Origin of the sequence: Paenibacillus contaminans (genome assembly GCF_003285015.1) — a bacterium.
GTDB classification, from domain to species: Bacteria; Bacillota; Bacilli; order Paenibacillales; family NBRC-103111; genus Paenibacillus_V; species Paenibacillus_V contaminans.
In genome coordinates, this window is sequence record NZ_QMFB01000034.1 from 87,349 (window position 1) to 103,953 (window position 16,605).

The 16,605-nt window shown below is 50.6% G+C and carries 19 protein-coding genes; 9 read left to right on the forward strand and 10 right to left on the reverse strand.

The features are described from left to right. The first annotated feature begins 164 nt into the window (after positions 1 to 164). The 3 genes from DQG23_RS35265 (at position 165) to DQG23_RS35275 (ending at position 3,220) form a co-directional block, all read left to right on the forward strand. Positions 165 to 1,109, forward strand: a complete 945-nt coding sequence (locus tag DQG23_RS35265) for an ABC transporter permease (protein WP_113035738.1) — start codon at positions 165 to 167, stop codon at positions 1,107 to 1,109. Positions 1,110 to 1,121: 12 nt separating this feature from the next. After that, positions 1,122 to 2,009, forward strand: a complete 888-nt coding sequence (locus DQG23_RS35270) for a carbohydrate ABC transporter permease (protein ID WP_113035739.1) — start codon at positions 1,122 to 1,124, stop codon at positions 2,007 to 2,009. Positions 2,010 to 2,128: 119 nt separating this feature from the next. Then, positions 2,129 to 3,220, forward strand: a complete 1,092-nt coding sequence (locus DQG23_RS35275; RefSeq protein ID WP_113035740.1) for an exo-alpha-sialidase — start codon at positions 2,129 to 2,131, stop codon at positions 3,218 to 3,220. A 388-nt stretch (positions 3,221 to 3,608) separates the two neighbouring features. Here DQG23_RS35275 and DQG23_RS35280 read toward each other — a convergent pair whose 3' ends face one another. From DQG23_RS35280 to DQG23_RS35290, 3 genes are all read right to left on the reverse strand, one after another. Continuing rightward, on the reverse strand, positions 3,609 to 3,980 hold the full coding sequence (locus DQG23_RS35280) for a YrzE family protein (RefSeq protein ID WP_113035741.1): 372 nt from the start codon (positions 3,978 to 3,980) through the stop codon (positions 3,609 to 3,611). Between the two features lie 84 nt (positions 3,981 to 4,064). Continuing rightward, the gene (locus DQG23_RS35285; protein WP_113035742.1) at positions 4,065 to 4,352 is read right to left on the reverse strand and encodes a hypothetical protein; all 288 of its coding nucleotides are present in this window, start codon (positions 4,350 to 4,352) and stop codon (positions 4,065 to 4,067) included. A gap of 12 nt (positions 4,353 to 4,364) precedes the next feature. Then, entirely contained in the window at positions 4,365 to 4,934 is a 570-nt protein-coding gene (locus DQG23_RS35290) for an ATP-binding protein (protein ID WP_113035764.1), read from the reverse strand. 62 nt (positions 4,935 to 4,996) lie between these two features. Here DQG23_RS35290 and DQG23_RS35295 point away from each other — a divergent pair, with 62 nt between their 5' ends. Beyond that, positions 4,997 to 5,224, forward strand: coding sequence for a hypothetical protein (locus DQG23_RS35295; protein ID WP_146762446.1), 228 nt, complete (start codon positions 4,997 to 4,999; stop codon positions 5,222 to 5,224). Positions 5,225 to 5,238: 14 nt separating this feature from the next. Here DQG23_RS35295 and DQG23_RS35300 read toward each other — a convergent pair whose 3' ends face one another. The 4 genes from DQG23_RS35300 to DQG23_RS35315 form a co-directional block, all read right to left on the reverse strand. Continuing rightward, entirely contained in the window at positions 5,239 to 6,108 is an 870-nt protein-coding gene (locus DQG23_RS35300; RefSeq protein ID WP_158560867.1) for a phosphotransferase enzyme family protein, read from the reverse strand. A gap of 378 nt (positions 6,109 to 6,486) precedes the next feature. Further along, positions 6,487 to 7,608, reverse strand: a complete 1,122-nt coding sequence (locus DQG23_RS35305; RefSeq protein WP_113035745.1) for a kanamycin nucleotidyltransferase C-terminal domain-containing protein — start codon at positions 7,606 to 7,608, stop codon at positions 6,487 to 6,489. A gap of 91 nt (positions 7,609 to 7,699) precedes the next feature. Further along, a complete protein-coding gene (locus DQG23_RS35310; protein WP_113035746.1) occupies positions 7,700 to 8,554 on the reverse strand; it encodes a hypothetical protein in 855 nt (284 codons plus the stop codon). A gap of 91 nt (positions 8,555 to 8,645) precedes the next feature. Continuing rightward, positions 8,646 to 9,227 carry a TetR/AcrR family transcriptional regulator gene (locus tag DQG23_RS35315; RefSeq protein ID WP_113035747.1) on the reverse strand — a complete coding sequence of 194 codons (582 nt, stop codon included), beginning with the start codon at positions 9,225 to 9,227 and terminating at the stop codon, positions 8,646 to 8,648. A 160-nt stretch (positions 9,228 to 9,387) separates the two neighbouring features. Here DQG23_RS35315 and DQG23_RS35320 point away from each other — a divergent pair, with 160 nt between their 5' ends. From DQG23_RS35320 to DQG23_RS35330, 3 genes are all read left to right on the forward strand, one after another. Next, a complete protein-coding gene (locus DQG23_RS35320; protein ID WP_113035748.1) occupies positions 9,388 to 10,590 on the forward strand; it encodes an MFS transporter in 1,203 nt (400 codons plus the stop codon). Between the two features lie 201 nt (positions 10,591 to 10,791). Continuing rightward, positions 10,792 to 11,562, forward strand: a complete 771-nt coding sequence (locus DQG23_RS35325) for an ANT(4')-I family aminoglycoside nucleotidyltransferase (protein ID WP_113035749.1) — start codon at positions 10,792 to 10,794, stop codon at positions 11,560 to 11,562. Between the two features lie 103 nt (positions 11,563 to 11,665). Next, the gene (locus DQG23_RS35330) at positions 11,666 to 12,220 is read left to right on the forward strand and encodes a nucleotidyltransferase family protein (protein WP_238178183.1); all 555 of its coding nucleotides are present in this window, start codon (positions 11,666 to 11,668) and stop codon (positions 12,218 to 12,220) included. 326 nt (positions 12,221 to 12,546) lie between these two features. On the opposite strand, the gene DQG23_RS35335 is transcribed toward DQG23_RS35330, so the two are convergent. After that, positions 12,547 to 13,182 carry an SGNH/GDSL hydrolase family protein gene (locus tag DQG23_RS35335; protein ID WP_113035750.1) on the reverse strand — a complete coding sequence of 212 codons (636 nt, stop codon included), beginning with the start codon at positions 13,180 to 13,182 and terminating at the stop codon, positions 12,547 to 12,549. 251 nt (positions 13,183 to 13,433) lie between these two features. On the opposite strand from DQG23_RS35335, the gene DQG23_RS35340 reads away from it, so the two are divergent. After that, positions 13,434 to 13,865, forward strand: coding sequence for a GNAT family N-acetyltransferase (locus DQG23_RS35340; RefSeq protein WP_113035751.1), 432 nt, complete (start codon positions 13,434 to 13,436; stop codon positions 13,863 to 13,865). A gap of 420 nt (positions 13,866 to 14,285) precedes the next feature. On the opposite strand, the gene DQG23_RS35345 is transcribed toward DQG23_RS35340, so the two are convergent. Both DQG23_RS35345 and DQG23_RS35350 read right to left on the reverse strand, forming a co-directional pair. Then, complete coding sequence (locus DQG23_RS35345; RefSeq protein ID WP_113035752.1) at positions 14,286 to 15,224, reverse strand: SPFH domain-containing protein; 939 nt, start codon at positions 15,222 to 15,224, stop codon at positions 14,286 to 14,288. Next, positions 15,224 to 15,658: an NfeD family protein gene (locus DQG23_RS35350; RefSeq protein WP_113035753.1), complete on the reverse strand. Its 435-nt coding sequence runs from the start codon at positions 15,656 to 15,658 to the stop codon at positions 15,224 to 15,226. Before DQG23_RS35350 ends, DQG23_RS35345 begins: the two co-directional genes overlap by 1 nt. Positions 15,659 to 15,808: 150 nt before the next feature. Between DQG23_RS35350 and DQG23_RS35355 the strand changes: the two genes are divergently transcribed. Continuing rightward, positions 15,809 to 16,357: a histidine phosphatase family protein gene (locus DQG23_RS35355; RefSeq protein WP_113035754.1), complete on the forward strand. Its 549-nt coding sequence runs from the start codon at positions 15,809 to 15,811 to the stop codon at positions 16,355 to 16,357. The last annotated feature ends 248 nt before the right edge of the window (positions 16,358 to 16,605 follow it).

Consider the following 16,605-nt stretch of genomic DNA (forward strand, 5'->3'; position numbering starts at 1 on the left):
CGTGCGAACAGCAGCGGCAATAATCAATCGTTTGGCGGCAACCGGCGCGGACGGGCGCCGGTTATGCCGCGAATCTTCTCTTGCTTCGGCTTCTCCGGTTCCTCCGGATTTCCAACCGACAAGCGCAGACTTTATACGAGTTCCCCGGAAAGGAGGCTAGCGGCATGAGCGACGTAACGGCCGGTTTGCCGGCTCCGCTGCCTGCTAAAGCATCGAACGGCAGATGGCGGAAATACGGATTTTATTATTTGATGCTGGCTCCCGCGATCGTTTGTTTCATTATCTTCAACTATATTCCGATGTACGGCGTCATCATCGCGTTTAAAAATTACCGCTTTATCGACGGCATTATCGGCAGTCCATGGATCGGCATGGAAAATTTCAATCAGCTGTTCAACGACATTTTTTTCTGGCGCATCCTGCGGAACACGCTTATCATAAGCGGCTTGCATATTTTGTTCGGCTTTCCCGCTCCGATTGTGCTGGCCCTGCTTTTCAACGAAATCATAAACGGCAGGTTCAAAAAAATCATCCAAACGATTTCCTATTTACCGCATTTTATGTCCTGGGTCATTTTGTCGGGCATCATGATCGAGCTGTTGTCTCCGTCAAGAGGCGCGATAAACTTCATCATCACTTTGTTCGGCGGCAAGCCGATCCATTTTCTGGCCGATCCCGATACTTTCGTCGGCGTCCTCGTAGCAAGCCATTTATGGCAAAGCGTCGGCTGGGGCAGCATCATTTATTTGGCGGCGATCGCCGGCATCAATCAGGATCAGTACGAATCGGCGACGATCGACGGGGCGAACCGTTTTCAGCAAATGCGGTACATTACGCTCCCTTCGCTGATCCCGGTCATGACCGTGCTGTTCATCCTCAATGTCGGAGGCGTCATGAACGCGGGCTTCGATCAAATTTTCAACTTATACAACCCTGCCGTATATAGCGTGGCGGACATTATCGATACGTACGTGTACCGCATCGGGCTGATCGATACGAAATACGGGTTCTCGACGGCGGTCGGCTTATTCAAAAACGTCGTTGCGCTCGTGCTCGTGATCGGCACCAACTATATCGTCAAACGCTTCAATGAATACGGGATCTGGTGAGGAAGGTGACTCATGAATTCGTTTAGACGCAAAAGCCTCGCCGGCAAATCGTTCGATATTCTCAATTACGGGCTGATGATCGCTTTGTCGATCATGTTCCTGTATCCGTTCTGGAATCTGCTGATGCTGTCGTTCACCGCTCCTGCGTACGTCGACAAGCTCGGGCTGCGGCTATGGGCGGACGGCTTTAACTTGCTGTCCTACAAGCAGTTGTTCAGCAGCGACATCATCTATATCGCTTACCGCAACACGATTATCCGAACCGTAGTCGGGGCCGGACTCACGGTGCTTGTCACCATGTGCGCAGCATATTCGCTCTCCCGGAGGGATTTGCCGTACCGCAACATCATTACGCTGTTTATTTTGTTCACGATTTTTTTCAACGGCGGATTGATTCCCACGTATATGAATATCAAGAGTCTCGGCCTGCTCAACTCCATGTGGGCGCTCATTCTCCCGACGCTGGCCAATGCGTGGTACATTATTCTGGCGCGCAACTTCCTGATGGGCTTCCCCAAGGAGCTGGAGGAATCGGCGCTCATCGACGGCGCGAATCCGGTACAGGTGGCGTTTCGTATCATTTTCCCGCTATCGATGCCGATTATTGCGGTCATTACGTTATGGTCCGGCGTCGCGCATTGGAACGCATGGTTCGATGCGATGATCTATCTGCGAGAGAAAAACGACTTCGTGCTGCAACTTCTCGTACAAAAAATATTCCAACAGGACAAGATCGACACGACCAGCACCGGCACTTATATTCAAGTCACGACCGAGGTGACGAACCAGTCGATCAAAGCCGCGACGATTATAGCCGCTATTACGCCGATCGTCGTCGTGTATCCGTTCCTGCAAAAGTATTTTGCCAAAGGCGTCATGATCGGATCGCTTAAAGGATAAACCGGCATGATTCCGCACGATATTTATACGATAATAAGGACATGAGCTCCATTTCCATCCAGGGCGGTGGCGGTCGAGCCACATGCGATTAGCTTGCCATTTCAAGGAGGGTAATTTCGATGACTATCGTAAAAGCGCTTGAGCATCTGGACATTTACAAGGATGAACAGTACAACAGTTTTCCTACCGTCGTTCCCCTCAAGGACGGAACGTACCGTCTCGGCTTCCGCCAGGCGCCCGATCGCCGGGTTGCATACGAGGGGGCTATAACACATGTGGACGCTTCCTCGAAGGCAGTCTCCATCGGATCGGCAGACGGCGTCCATTGGGATACGAAGCCTGCGGTAATATGGGACGATTTTTTCCATGGCGTGCAGGATCCGTGCTTGAACGTCCTTCAGGACGGCACCCTATTCGTCACCTATTTCACCTGGAAGGTGTACGAGAAGGACGAAGCGCCGAGCGATATGAAGCCCGGTACCTGGCACCGCGTCATGGATGACTGGATCGGGCAAATGGCAGGCACCTACTCGATCCGTTCCACGGATGGGGGAATCACCTGGGATAAACCAGTGCTAGTCAGTCTCGGCGATGTAGTGATCCGCGGGAACAGCGTGGAAATGGAGGACGGCTCGATTTTGTCGCCGCTTTACGAGCAGGAAGGCCCTACCTTCAATGTGGTCGTCGGCAGAACGCCGGATCGCGGACAAACCTGGGAGCGTTTAGCCGTCATTCCGGGTTATGAGGGACAGTACCATTATCACGAGCCGAACTTGTATAAGACGGAATCGGGCAAACTGGTGCTGTTCATCCGCAGCTTGAAGCTGAACAGACAACCGGGCGAAGAGCAAACGGCATCGCCGCTGTTTACGACCGAATCGACGGACGGCGGCCGCACCTGGAGCGAGGTTACGATGTGGCCGATCTACTCGCCGAGCCCTTTCAACGTCCTCCGGCTGGCCGACGGACGCGTGCTGCTCAATTACGGCTACCGTTACAAGCCGTTCGGCCTCCGCGCGCTCGTGCTTGACGCCGAATGCACGAACATCGGCACGGCGGAGGAATCCGTTCTCCGCGAGGACGGACTGGGCAGCGATATCGGCTATTCGAGCGCGGTGCAGCTCGCCGACGGCCGCGTGCTGATCACGTATTACTATTACCATGAAGACGGCACGAGATATATTGCGGGAACGCTTTGCGAAGTGGAATAGCGCCTATAGTCTGGGGCAAGCCTAGCATATTGCGTTTGCGAAATTTGTGAAATTTACGAACGCGTCCAGGCCTCGGCCGGTTGCTTGATGGTAACCGCTAAGGCCGGCAAAAACCAGCGGCAAGTCCGGGAATGAAGTGTCCCATCTCGGACCGTCGCTGGTTTTTTATACCGAGTCCGATTTTGCCCACTTGGAGCGTAAGGACAGCGCCATGTTGCACTGGAGTTCGATTTTGCCCACTTGGAGCGAAAAATTCTAACAGGAAGATCGTAAAACTACTCTGTAAGAGGGTTATATCGGACTGGAGAGGCAGATATGAGCGATATGGCCGTTCCAATTAGGCGAAATCGGATTCCGGGAACAATTCGAAAATAATTACACCAAATTATTATATTTGTTCGATTTCACGTACCGTCGGCTTCAGCTTCTTAGAGATCATTCCACCGACAACTGCCAGCGGGATCGCGAGTACTGGTATTGCTAAAATATCATTTAGTTCCGCATATCCTCCCCTGTACAAAGCCCAAAAAATATGAATGAAACCTACGAACGCCGAATTGATTATTCTATAGTTTCTTGAAACGGTTGATGCGATAGAACCGCCTAGTACAATAAACAAGGCGCTCACAACGATATAAACCCAAGGTTCTCCTTTTAATGGTGTAAATGATAGGCCAATCGACACTAAAATGATCCCAAGTACACTAAAGAAATAACCGGCAATAATGGATCTTAGGCACGTTAAAATATCTTTAAGCATTCCATTACATCCTCCATATATATTCTGCAGTCTATCGCAAACGGGCTCCCCACATAAAATTTTTATCCACAGAGTCTTGCGATTTCAGCTTTCCTCTATACGGCCAAAGAAAATGTTCCGAGACAATTCTGTAACGTTTAACCGACCGTATACTCCGCGTATATCCGGAACGTACTCCTTGGTGAGGATGAGGCCATTCAGTATGTTGCCAATGATCCCTAATTCGTCTGGATGTAACGCCGCCAAACCCGTGGCTGAAAATTGTATCGGCTTATCAAAATGACTTGATAACCCGGTTGTCATTGAGTTTTGCTCCTCGTCCGTTAACTTTTCAAATTGGGACATGATCCTATCTATGGATTCGCTGCTCATCTATCATGCTCCTCACTCTACTCGTAAATGATTAGCCATACTGACTATTCTTTCGATAACCGGCTGGACTTCGTCTTCTCTTTTGACTTCAAAAAAATAGTCGGCTTCGCCTTCCGTCGGCGCCGTCACATCATCCTTATGAGATTCGGCCTGTTGCCGCATAAGGACTTCCTCAAAGCTTGCGGCACTTCTAAACACATTTGTGCTGCGCCGGCTTTTAGCGATTCGAGCTTGAAGAACATGATCCGGCATATCAAAATGAACAAGGATACTGGTAAAGCCTTTCCTGCTAAAGTGCGCGAGCAGATCCGAACGGCCTTTGCGGGAGCGATTGGAGTTGCAAAGAATGAGATGAAAGTCGGTCTGATTGACGGCATAGTCTACGATTGTTTGAGTAATGGCGTACTTGATCGTATTCGGGCCTTGTTTTGGTAATAAGGGTTTGTAATAAGTGTTGATGAATTCGGCATGGTTATCCTGGTCGATCGCAATCGAGTTGTGCAGCTGCCGTTCCAGAGCTTTAGCAAATGTCGTTTTCCCGCTATGGGTTTTACCGACAGTCATAATCAATACCCTTTTCACCAATGCAGCTCCCCTCCTATCTGAATCCGAACAACGGTTTGGAAAAAATAAAAGCGGAAGCGATGACTATTACGGCAGCGAATAAGAAATACACCAGCTTCACCGCTGTATCCGTTCTCTTCACAATGAAAAAGTTTCCGAAAAACCACAGCAAAATGTCAGCGAATAATAATAACAACCATTTTTTTGAATACAGCGCCGAAACGAATAAAAACAGCCCCGGAAACAGCCCGCAGGACTACATTCGTCTCCCGGATCGCGCTCCCGCAACCTACCCTGACCAACCCTGAGGGATAACAAAAAATCAAGACTGTTGCTGCATCAATGTAAGCTTTGTATTTAGATGTTTATTCTTGATTATTATTTCATTGATCTGTTCGATCGTTTTTTCATTTTTAGGAACATCTGTGATTCTACTGAGCAAAAGCCATCTAAGGCATGCGATCGCTTCGAACCTTTGAATTTCTTCCATATCGAATTCGCTTTTGGATAAATAGGCATTCCGGAATGCGGCAGCCAGTTCTTCTCCATTGTACAGATTGATCAGAAAGCTCGCCCACGCTAAATCGTACCTCGCGTCACCCAGTTGAGCGTTTGTCCAGTCGATTATTGTGTATTTCCCTTGATCGTCAAGGATGTTCCCTAAATTGAAATCACCGTGAATGAATGTGTTTTGCTGCAGATTCGAGCTGTTAACCAACTGTACTAATTCCGCTTGAATATCTTGATGTTCTTCGAGGCCCGGATAAAAATAAGGTATAAAATCGTACTTTTGATGAAGGGTCGAATCCAGTTCATGAAGTGATACTTGATGTAGGCGTAATAATAAATCAGCGAGATCTTTGACAATTTGATCCGTCAATATTGAAATCGGACTGCCGTCGAAGCTGGTCAACAATACTTTATGATTGGAAGCGGTGTATCCCCATCCATAAGAGCCGGAGACGGAAATCCCTCTGTGCCGAAGAGCCGAGAGCAGGACATGCTGAAAACGGACATCAGGATCGGACTCCTTGTCCCATAACTTAAGAACGACGCTGTTTGTAGATGAACTGTACTTCATTACTTTCGCTTCTAGTCCGGAGGGCAGCTTGCTTACGGTTAGCTCCTGTTCCAATAATTCGTCAATGAGGTCCGTTCTCTCAATCCAAGTGATTCCTCTTAAAAGCTCCACCAATGACATCCTTTCGCTATGAAATTACCAAGAAACTTTCCCGGTCGCATGCTTCTCCCCATAGCCCCGACTCTTAGCTTCATCGTTACAACCCCTGTCCATGTAGGCAATGGTCTTATTTCCAACACCCTAATTTTACTGCAACATGGTATTTATTGGGCGGTTTTTGCTAAAATAATCTGCCTCAAGCCAAGGATAAACGGCTTCGCCGTCCTTTAAAGGACGAGCGCGTTACCGGGAATTGGAACAATCAGCGGAGAATATACTTTCTGACAATTTGAAAAAAGGCCACCGTTACGCGGCAGCCTTTCCTTGTGTACATTTGAAATTATCGGATCGGCCGTCAAGCCTCGGACTTCTCCTTCACCGCTAACTCGCCTAACCTTCCGTCGTCTGCATAAGAAACACTTTAAATTCTTCCACGCTTTCAAAACGATTGATTGCGACTTCTTTCATCCGAAGATGGTTTTCCAAACGGGAACTCAAAAGCGTCACGCCGGCCTGCAGCTTCGATAAATCATCCGAATCGAGCAGAGAGACAAGCTCCGGGAGCCCCGCCTGTTTGTATACGTCCAGATAAGCGGAATTGGTCGTCAAAAGGCAAGGCCACTGTCCCGTTTCGGCGAAATATAAAAAATGGGCGATTTCATCCTGAATCTGAACGGCAAAGAAAAAAGCCGTATCGAAATCGTTCGTTTCGCAAGCCGTCATGATTTTATTCAACCCGCCCATTACCTCTTCGAAAAAACCTTTCATTCGATCCGGGTAAGAAGGTTCGCCGAATAGCTTTGCTTTCTGGGCCGCAACCAATTCAACGGTATCCGCTGTCAGCTGCTCGCAAGCCTGAAAGATGTCCGCCGTCATATTGCCGTGCATAATCGTGTGCATATACGACTCCAAACGGGCAGGTCTTAGCGGCAGCTGTAATAGTTGGTCCTTGTTCTTGCCAAAGCCTTTGGTGTAAAAAGTACGATTCAACAGAGCCAAGCTTTGCAATACCTTCGTTAGCACCCTCTGGCCTTCTATGCGGCAAAATGTCAGAGTATCCGCACCGCCGGCACGACTTAGTTTATACAAATGAACGTACGCATTGCGTAATTCCGATTCCGCTTTTTCCACAAACGGTTGTCCGTTCCCCGGCTCCTGCAAGTCCGAGATCGTATCCCGCAGCATCATGAATCGTTCGCGGTCTTCAGTTGAACGAACATACAGCAATTTGCAATCGGCGATAATCGTCGTTTGCGGTTCCTGAAACGAGGCCATTCTTTCCGCACGCTCCCAGCTGATCGGCCAGAAATCGAAGCTTATTTCGCCGATCATAAACTGGATACTCGCTTGATATCCCTTGGAAGTTGCCGGAATAAAAAAGAAATCCAAGTCCGAACGCTTGGTAGCCGTTCCTTGCGCATATGAGCCGTAGTAAGCTATAACGGCGATATCATCCGGATAATTCGTTTTCAAATGATTGACAAGCGTATCGGCAACATCGAATACATTCATCCTCTATTCCTCCTTCGCAGGTACCGATCATGTTAATCATACCAGAACCAATCGAAGCGGCATGGGAAATATTAGATATAATGATTTGCTGCTATCCTCTATAAGATCTCAAGGTTAATAAACTATTAAGCGTTTTGTAGGCTCTCCATTCCAGCCTCGCCATTTCACTCGGCGGCTCCCACTGAATCTGCCAGCCGCCGTCTTCCTCTTGCTGCGACTCCAGCGCCGCCAGATGATCCTGAATCGTCTGATCCGAGAAAATCCTTCTGCAGTACGAATCCGAGGTTGGGGAAAAATCCAGCGGAGTGAGCCCGTATGCTTTAGAAAGAGCTTCCAGACGGAAAAAATCCGCTCGAAAAAGTTCATCGGATAATTTGGCGTAAAGCTTCTTGATTTCATCCGTTTGCGGCAAACTTTCAAGAAGGCAAAATGCATTTAGTATAGTATGAGAGTCTCCGTAGCTTTTGGAAGAAATATCGTGCAGACAGCTTTCCACGGCTTGATCCAGCCAAGGATGCTTAATGCCTTGCCAGCTTAACAGGCCGATTAACCCGGTAAGCCTGCTAAACGAGGCATGTTCCGAGCTTGGATGATTCCAATGCGCGGCACGCGGAAAGCTGCCTGAAGAAGCCGTTATGGTTGCAATCCCTTCATTCAAATCCGCATGCCGTAAAACGTACTCACAAACCTTATAGGCTAATTCCGAATCTCGTATTTTGGTATCGTACAGCGTTCTAAGGCCAAATTCTACATAAAGCGGCTGGCTCTCCGGCGTTCGCACATCCGGTTCAAGCGCATGTCCGAAGCCGCCGTCCTCATTCTGATATGCCTTAATCGCTGCCAATACTCCGCTTTGGGAGCCTCCGCCAAAAGAATATTCGAATATTTTTCTCTCCAAAAGTCTTCCGTTTCTCCAAATGAAATTCGCAGCTTTCTCAAAGTTCATAAGTTACCTCCAGGAACATTTGTTCCCATTTCTTTATCACGATTATACACGAGATTCCCTATTGGCACAACTTTCTATTTATGGAGCTTCCTCACTGGATCATAGCAAGGATTACATTAGCAGATTGATCTACAAAAGAGCGATTCGGCCGGGATTTCATAATAACGGTCAATCCGATTAATGAAACGACGAGCGTTTGAGACATGGCTTTCGCATCAAGTTCACGGTTTAATTCCCCGGTAGAAACGCCTTTCTGTAAAGTCTCTTCAAAAATGGCGGCCAAGTACATTTGATGTTCTCTCGTCAAGATTGCAAATTTTTCATCGTGCGGGGCCAACTCCACCATGGTATTGATACAGAAGCACCCTTTATTGCCCGCTCCCGTATATTCCTCCTGGATAAGGCCCTCAAATAAAGAACGAAATGCTTCTTTCACACTCGTATGCTTCTGTAAAACAGCCCGAATACGAAAGGCATGCTGCTTCGTATACTGGCGGAGCGCCGCTTCGAACAATGCTTTCTTATCGCCGAAGGCTGCATAAATACTTGGCTTTTGAATGCCCATTCTCGCAGTCAATTCACTTAAGGAAGAAGTTTCGTATCCTTTCTCCCAAAATAAATCCAATGCAGCATGCAAGGCTTGATCCTCATCAAATTCCCGCGGCCGAACCATCTTATCGCCCCTCTACGTTTTATACCAGTTAGTACATAAAATTTTATGCCACTTATCTTGATATGTCAAATTACCCTTGACAAATTATTGATTCATCATTAGGATTTACCCATATCATTAAATACCGATCGGTAAATAACTAAGGGAGTTGACAAAAACAATGAACAACCCGGCTGCTAGTGCCGCCACAACCTTTCTTCCCCGTTATTGGCCATTGATCTTTGCCGCTGCCGGCGGAATGTCCGTGGCCAATATTTACTACGCGCAACCTCTGCTGGGTGCGATTTCAAGCGATTTAAGCATTTCGGCTTCCGCGATCGGCGGTGTCGTCACCGTTACTCAAATCTTCTACGCCTTTGGATTGGCATTGCTGGTACAGTTAGGAGATCTGGTAAACAGGCGGAAGCTCATCATAGCTCAAATGCTGCTTTCTGCAGCGGCGCTGGCAGCCGTCGGTTTTTCCTCAAGCAGGATTATGCTGTTTGCAGGCATGGCGGCAGTGGGTTTGCTTGCCGTGATCACCCAGACCTTGGTCGCATTTGCATCTACCTTGGCCGCCCCGACCGATAGAGGGCGCATTGTCGGCCTAGTTACCGGCGGGATCGTGATCGGCATTCTCCTTGCCCGAACTTTTGCAGGAATTGTAGCGGACCTTGGCGGTTGGCGAGCCGTCTATTTGGCATCAACGGCTCTAACGCTTCAAATGGCTTGTCTGTTATCCCGGGTTTTGCCCAGAAATGAAGCGGTTCAGAAATCACTTCCTTACACACGGTTGTTAAAATCTTTGTTCTTATTATTTTTCGAGGAGCGAATTCTTTGGGTTAGAGGCATACTCGCACTTTTGATCTTTACTGCGTTCAGCACCTTATGGACTTCACTGGTTCTGCCGCTCAGCGATCCTCACTATTCCCTTTCGAAAACGCAAATTGGTTTGTTTGGTCTTTTTGGGGTCGCCGGGGCGCTGGCTGCGGTCAAGGCAGGCAGATTAGCGGATCAAGGCCGCGGCCGGCAGACAACGGGTGCGGCTTTAGCGTTGCTGCTTCTTTCATGGCTGCCGATTAGCTTTACCGGCCAGTCTCTCCTTGCGCTGACCGTCGGAATCGTTCTGCTCGATCTGGCCGTTCAAGCCGTGCATGTCACCAATCAGAGCATTATTTTTGCTGTAAAGACCGAAGCTCGAAGCCGCCTAACCGGCGGGTACATGATCTTCTATTCAATCGGCAGCGCCGTCGGTTCGATAGCCTCCACCTATCTATATGCCCATTTTGGTTGGCAAGCCGTTTGTCTGTTCGGAGCAGGGGTCAGCGCATCGGCGCTTGGTTTCTGGTTTGCGAACCGGCGAACGCCTGCTTCATCATTTTAGCTCAGCCGCTTTCGCCGTCTTTTCAAGTACAAGAATCGATCTTGCGCTGAAATGTCGGGGAGGATATAATTTCCACAACAAAAACTTTTGAGGAGAAATATCATGCATCCTAAGAGTATCCCCCGTTAAGCCCGAGGACCTCCATATCCGCATTAGCCACAGTAGACTAACCCAAAATCAATTAGAGGGAGATGCGCGCTAATGCATATGAATGGACCCGTTAAAATTTCTCAAGCCGAAAGGCTTCAAACCTGCCGCGAAATTGCTTCGAGATTGCATGAGGTATATGGACGACACGTACTGGCGATTGGGGTTTACGGCTCCGTCTCCAGAGGTATGGACGGTCCTTTCTCGGACATTGAAATGTTTTGCGTACTGGGCGAATCCGGCGAATCCGCAGATTTTAGCTATGAATGGTCGGCGGGGCCCTGGAAGGCCGAAGTGAACGTCTGCAGTGCGAACGTACTTCTGGGAACCGCCTCTACGGTCGATGGAGAATGGCCGTTGACGCACGGTCCGTTCTTTTCCCCGCTTAGTCTGTATGATCCCAAGGGCTTTTTTCCTAAATTGAAGGAAGCCGCCGAATCGCCGGCAAAGGAAGATTTTACGCAAGCAATCAACGAAGTTCTTGTCGGCGAGATGTACGAGTTTATCGGAAAGCTTAGAAATATCAGTCAAAACGGCCCCCGCACCTATTTGCCCTACTTGGCTATGCAGTTTGCCCAATATGGCGCCATGCTGGTCGGGCTTCATAATCAAAAGCTTTTCTCGACCGGCTCGATGGTTATGCAGGAGGCGCTGGAAATGCCAGATCGACCGGCCGGATTCGACGATGTAGCGAAACTGGTTATGTCCGGCGAATTAACGGAATCCGCGAAGATCGTTACCGTTTGTGAAACATTTTGGAGCGGTATTGAAAAATGGGCTGCCGAACATAAATACGTCATCCATTCGAAACGAATCCCGTTCTAAGCAACCGGCGACCCGCAGCAAACGAAACTCGGAACGCAAAGCGATTCTCGCCGGCGGAACATCCGCGCTAGCGGTGATCAACTCGTACACAAGGAGGCTTACGTTGACTCATTACGAAAACACCTTATTCGAACTCATCCGAAGCAATGCGGACATGATGAACGATTTACGCATGCTTCGGCAGCTAAAGCTCCCGGACTGGTACGTAGCGGCAGGTTACGTGCGCAATTACATTTGGGATCGGCTTCACGGCTACGAGCGGAGAACGCCCTTGAACGATATCGATGTCATTTACTACGACACAAACGCGACCGACGAATGTCTGGAGAAGGAGTACGAGGAGCTGCTGGCGCGGCAAACGGGGACTTCCATCTGGTCCGTCAAAAACCAGGCGAGAATGCACATTCGCAATGGGGACGCGCCCTATCGGTCGGTGGAAGGCGCCATCAGCCATTGGCCGGAGACGGTTACCGCCGTCGCCATTCGTTTGGAGGAGGATGATCGGCTTTCCTGTCTTAGTCCGTACGGACTGGACGATATTTTCGAGCTAAGGGTCAGAAGAAGTCCTTTGTTCAAGGACTCCGCATACTACGAATCCAGAGTAGAGGGCAAAAACTGGAGAGCGCTATGGCCGAAGCTAGAGATTTTACCGGGCTGAAGGCGAAGAAGATAAGAGGAAAAAGGTGCGGCCTTGGCTAGTCAGCCGGCATCCTGAGAATAGCAGCCTTCGGCGGTCCCAGCTTGCCGCGGTCGCCGCTGCCAACCCTCATGAATGGGGGGCTACCGCATAAAATGCTAAACTAGCAAACAGAAAAGCTTCCAACTCCGCTTTAGCAGCGGTTTTGGAAGCCTTTCTATTTATAGCGGGGACCGGCCCATTACGTTCCAGCCAGCTGGAACCGCTCCTTTCGCATCGCGCAGCACCCAACGTATGGCGTATTGCCGAAACGGCGCTCAGCCGCATGCTGCCGGGAAGCCGCGCGGCTAGCTGCGAACCCGCAGCGCCTCCAAAATCGCCGCCTTTACGTACGGTGCCATAACTTGCTGGCCTTCGCTGTTTAAGTGAACGCCGTCATTCTTATCCGTAAACGATTGATTATAGCGTTCGTCGTCCCCCCCCGTTGCTTCGCCCGTAATCGTGTTCACGTCCACCAAACCCGTGCCCGTCTCGCTGCTTACCCGTTTGACGATCTCGCAATAAGCGAGCAACCTGCTCTGATTAACGTCCGTCCCAGCCACATTGACATGGGTCGATGCAAAAGGCGGGGTCATCAAGATGACAACCGGCTTGGACACGCCATCCCCGTTCGCCGACCGGATCCGCTCGATCATTTGCCGCAAATTGCTTTCATAGGTTTCCGTCGAAACCGCCGCAGCGTTTGTTCCCTTATAAATCGCATGATCGTTCGTGCCAAGCATAATCGTGACAACGGCCGGATTGAAGCGGAGGCATTTGTTCTCCAGATCGGCCAGCACATTCTCCGTGTTCCATCCTGGAACGCCGCTGTTGATCATCTCCGTGAACGCAAACTCATCCCCGTTCTCTTGCAGCCATTCAAAGTACGTCTTGACGCCTGAACGAAAAGCGGTAATCGAATCGCCCAATGCCACATAATTCATCGTCCTCGCCTGCCTCGTTTCCGATTTTGCAGCCGACTATCGCCAACTGCAAAGACAGCCGCCGCTAAGGTAAACGTTTTCGTCATCCGCGCTTTAATTCCTGCTTCATTGAACCTCGGATACCGCAAAAAGCTTTCCCCCTCCTGCCGAGAAATCGATGAGCCGCCGCATAGTTTCGCTAACGCCGAAAAGCATGTATACTAAGCGGACAGCACTTACCGAGACGAAACCTATCGAAACGGAGGATGAACATGTTCATCGATCTGAAATCAAAGCTTGAGGAGCCGGCCGTACAGGAGCTGCTTGCGTCGGCTATTTTTCCGGACCCCGATAAAATCGAGAAAGCCGTCAACGCTTACCGGCAGGAAGAAAACCTGCAAATCACCGGCTACGAGAATGAAGGGGCGCTTGTCGGAATTGTCGGATTCCGCCTGGACGAAGACCGGATCATGGAAATCAGGCATATTGCCGTTATTCCGGAGGAACGCGGGAAGGGCTATGGCCGGGGGATTGTGCTGGAGCTTCTGCTGCAGCAAAACCCCGTCAAAATCGTAGCCGAAACGGATGAGGATGCCGTCGATTTCTACCGCAGCATCGGGTTTATGATCGAGAGCCTCGGCGAAAAATACCCCGGCGTCGAGCGCTTTGCCTGCACATACGTAACCGAGCCGGAAGAGGACTGAGTCCGTAGGCGGCCGCCGTCAGGCGACGCCGCAACGTTCGGGGCCTCAAACTCGGCGCTGCGCGCGATGTGCAATCGGCCTGCCTTACCCGTTGATCGCCGACTGTCGCTGCAAACCGATTTGACCCAGCTATTTGCAAACTTTGCCGGACATTCGCTGCTGGAGTCCGAGTTTGCCCGCTTGCGGCGCTATTTTTTCATAGTTGGCTTATTAAACCGTGCTGCAAGCAGGCCAAGTCAAATTACGGAGCGTATCTCCACTTGAACCACTAGCGCAAATGTGTTTTTTCGGACTGCGGCAACGATTCGCTAAGTTAACCGTCCATGACCGGCGGGCCGCCCTCCGCGATAAACTTTACGATAACGAAAAAAACGGCGAACCGTCAGCGGTCCGCCGTTTTCCTTATATTCGGAAGGCATGTTATCCTTGTTCCTTCTTGTCTCCCTTGAGCATTTCCCCGATCGCGCCGATGCTGCCGAGCGTCTCGAGCGCTTTGGTCGGAATGAACACTTTATTCGCAGGGCCGTTCGAAATGTCCGTCAACGCTTCCAACGAACGGTACGTAAGCACCTTGTCGTCAAGACCGGCGGTGCGAATGAGCTCGATGCGCGTTTTCTCCGCCTCGGCTACCGCTTGAATCGCCTTCGCTTGCCCCAGGGCTTCCAGCTCCTGCGCCTGGCGCAGACCTTCCGCTTCGCGGATCCGCGCTTCCTTGTCGCCTTCCGCCTTCAGAATCTTGCTCTGCTTGTCGCCCTCCGCCCGCAGGATCATGTCCTGCTTGGCCGCTTCCGCCTCAAGCACGATCGCGCGTTTGCTGCGCTCCGCTTTCATCTGCTTATCCATCGCCTCTTGGATATCCAGCGGCGGCTTAATATCGATGACCTCGACGCGCTCGATGCGGACGCCCCATTTTTCCGTGGCTTCGTCCAACGCTATACGAATGTCCGTCGAAATTTTTTCCCGGCCGGAAAGCGTTTCGTCAAGCTCCATCTTCCCGATAATTTGCCGCATCGTCGCCGTGCTGATGTTGCGAACCCCGTACACATAATCCGTAATCCCGTATGTAGCTTGCTCGGGCCCGGTAACCTGATAAAAAATGATCGTATCGATCTGTACCTGCACGTTGTCCTTCGTAATAACCGTTTGCGGCGGCACGTTCGCTTGCTGGATGCGCAAATCGTGATACGTGCGAACCTGATCGATGATAGGTATTAAAATATTGATGCCCGGCGTAAGCAGACGGTTGAATCTGCCTAAGCGTTCTACGACGCCTACGCGCTGCTGCGGCACGATTTTGACGGTCAGCGCCACAAAAACGACTACGATAATCACAATAATGATCGTTACTGCTATACCCATTACGAAATCCCTCCCCATTTGTTTACTTCCAGAACCGCGCTGCCTCGGCTAACTACGATGACGCTGTCGCCCTTCTGCAGCGATTCGTTCGAGACGGCGCTCCACATGTCGCCCCCTATTTTGACGATGCCCGGTTTCCCCTGCTCGATGTCCTCGACTACGATCCCCTGTTTGCCGACCAGGTCGTCTACCGCATCCTTAAACCCTCTCGCAGCCCGGAACCGCCTTGTGAGCGGCTTTGTGAACACCGTCAGCACCAATGCGGCCGCGCATCCCGCCAGCATCTGCACGACGAAAGCGTCGGGAGCAATCAATGCGACGACGGCCGCCACAATCGCTCCTATACCGAGCCAAAGCAAGTAGAACGTTAACGTCATCATTTCCACGATCAACAACACGCCGGCAATAATTAGCCAAATCGCCCACAATGCCATGTCGACACCCGCCTTTCTCCTCTACAAGTGTATTCGATAGCTTCCGGCAAATTCCCTTTTTTCCCTTGCTCTCAAAATCTCTTATCCGAAAGCGCGATTCGTATAGTATCATGAATATCATATCGAAGCTGCGAACGGAGGTTGTGCCTAGTGTCATCCAAGCGGATTTATCTTGTCAGACATTGCAAAGCCGAAGGCCAGCAGCCGGAGGCCGGCCTTACCGTCGAAGGTTTCGGTCAGGCTCGGGAGTTAGCCGTTTTTTTCGCCGGGCTTGAGGTCGGCGCCATTATTTCCAGCCCTTATAAGCGGGCCTTGCAAACGGCGGAGCCTCTAAGCCGTGAACGGGATATCGCCGTCGAACGGGATGACCGGCTGCGGGAAAGAGTGCTGAGCACAACTGATCATCCGGACTGGATGAACAAGCTAAAGCAAACGTACGCCGACCCCGATCTGAAATTCGAAGGCGGGGAATCCTCGCGCGAGGCGGCGGCAAGAGGGGTTGCGGTTATACGGGAAGCGCTCGCGCGCGATCAAGCTCATACCGTCATAGTCACGCATGGGGCGCTGATGTCCTTGATCATCAATCATTTCACACCCGGCTTCGGATACGACGAATGGAAAAGCCTGACGAACCCCGACGTCTACCGGCTCACATTCTCTACGGAAAGCTGCAAGGCGGAGCGGCTGTGGTCTTTGTAAAAAGGCGTGTGCGCTCGGATAGCCGGCCCTTGTCGAAGCCCCGCGCATGATGCTTTACCTCTCCTGACGGCCCTCATGCATGTGACAGACAGCGAGCGGCTTATCTGCCGGGAACCAAGCACCGTTCTCCGTTTAGCATTGGCTTAGCGGTGCCGAAGCGCAAAAAAGCCCCATCGGCAAGTCATGAAGTGCACCCCTTAGAATAGACATTGGAAAACCCCCTAGGTTAATCCGATGAATCTAAGGGG

Excerpts from the sequence above, each read along its gene's own strand:
- DQG23_RS35265 (WP_113035738.1), top strand. The coding sequence starts at position 165 with ATGAGCGACGTAACGGCCGGTTTGCCGGCTCCGCTGCCTGCTAAAGCA.
- DQG23_RS35270 (WP_113035739.1), top strand. The coding sequence starts at position 1,122 with ATGAATTCGTTTAGACGCAAAAGCCTCGCCGGCAAATCGTTCGATATT.
- DQG23_RS35275 (WP_113035740.1), top strand. The coding sequence starts at position 2,129 with ATGACTATCGTAAAAGCGCTTGAGCATCTGGACATTTACAAGGATGAA.
- DQG23_RS35280 (WP_113035741.1), bottom strand. The coding sequence starts at position 3,980 with ATGCTTAAAGATATTTTAACGTGCCTAAGATCCATTATTGCCGGTTAT.
- DQG23_RS35285 (WP_113035742.1), bottom strand. The coding sequence starts at position 4,352 with ATGAGCAGCGAATCCATAGATAGGATCATGTCCCAATTTGAAAAGTTA.
- DQG23_RS35295 (WP_146762446.1), top strand. The coding sequence starts at position 4,997 with ATGACTATTACGGCAGCGAATAAGAAATACACCAGCTTCACCGCTGTA.
- DQG23_RS35305 (WP_113035745.1), bottom strand. The coding sequence starts at position 7,608 with ATGAATGTATTCGATGTTGCCGATACGCTTGTCAATCATTTGAAAACG.
- DQG23_RS35310 (WP_113035746.1), bottom strand. The coding sequence starts at position 8,554 with ATGAACTTTGAGAAAGCTGCGAATTTCATTTGGAGAAACGGAAGACTT.
- DQG23_RS35315 (WP_113035747.1), bottom strand. The coding sequence starts at position 9,227 with ATGGTTCGGCCGCGGGAATTTGATGAGGATCAAGCCTTGCATGCTGCA.
- DQG23_RS35320 (WP_113035748.1), top strand. The coding sequence starts at position 9,388 with ATGAACAACCCGGCTGCTAGTGCCGCCACAACCTTTCTTCCCCGTTAT.
- DQG23_RS35325 (WP_113035749.1), top strand. The coding sequence starts at position 10,792 with ATGCATATGAATGGACCCGTTAAAATTTCTCAAGCCGAAAGGCTTCAA.
- DQG23_RS35335 (WP_113035750.1), bottom strand. The coding sequence starts at position 13,182 with ATGAATTATGTGGCATTGGGCGATTCGATTACCGCTTTTCGTTCAGGC.
- DQG23_RS35340 (WP_113035751.1), top strand. The coding sequence starts at position 13,434 with ATGTTCATCGATCTGAAATCAAAGCTTGAGGAGCCGGCCGTACAGGAG.
- DQG23_RS35345 (WP_113035752.1), bottom strand. The coding sequence starts at position 15,224 with ATGGGTATAGCAGTAACGATCATTATTGTGATTATCGTAGTCGTTTTT.
- DQG23_RS35350 (WP_113035753.1), bottom strand. The coding sequence starts at position 15,658 with ATGGCATTGTGGGCGATTTGGCTAATTATTGCCGGCGTGTTGTTGATC.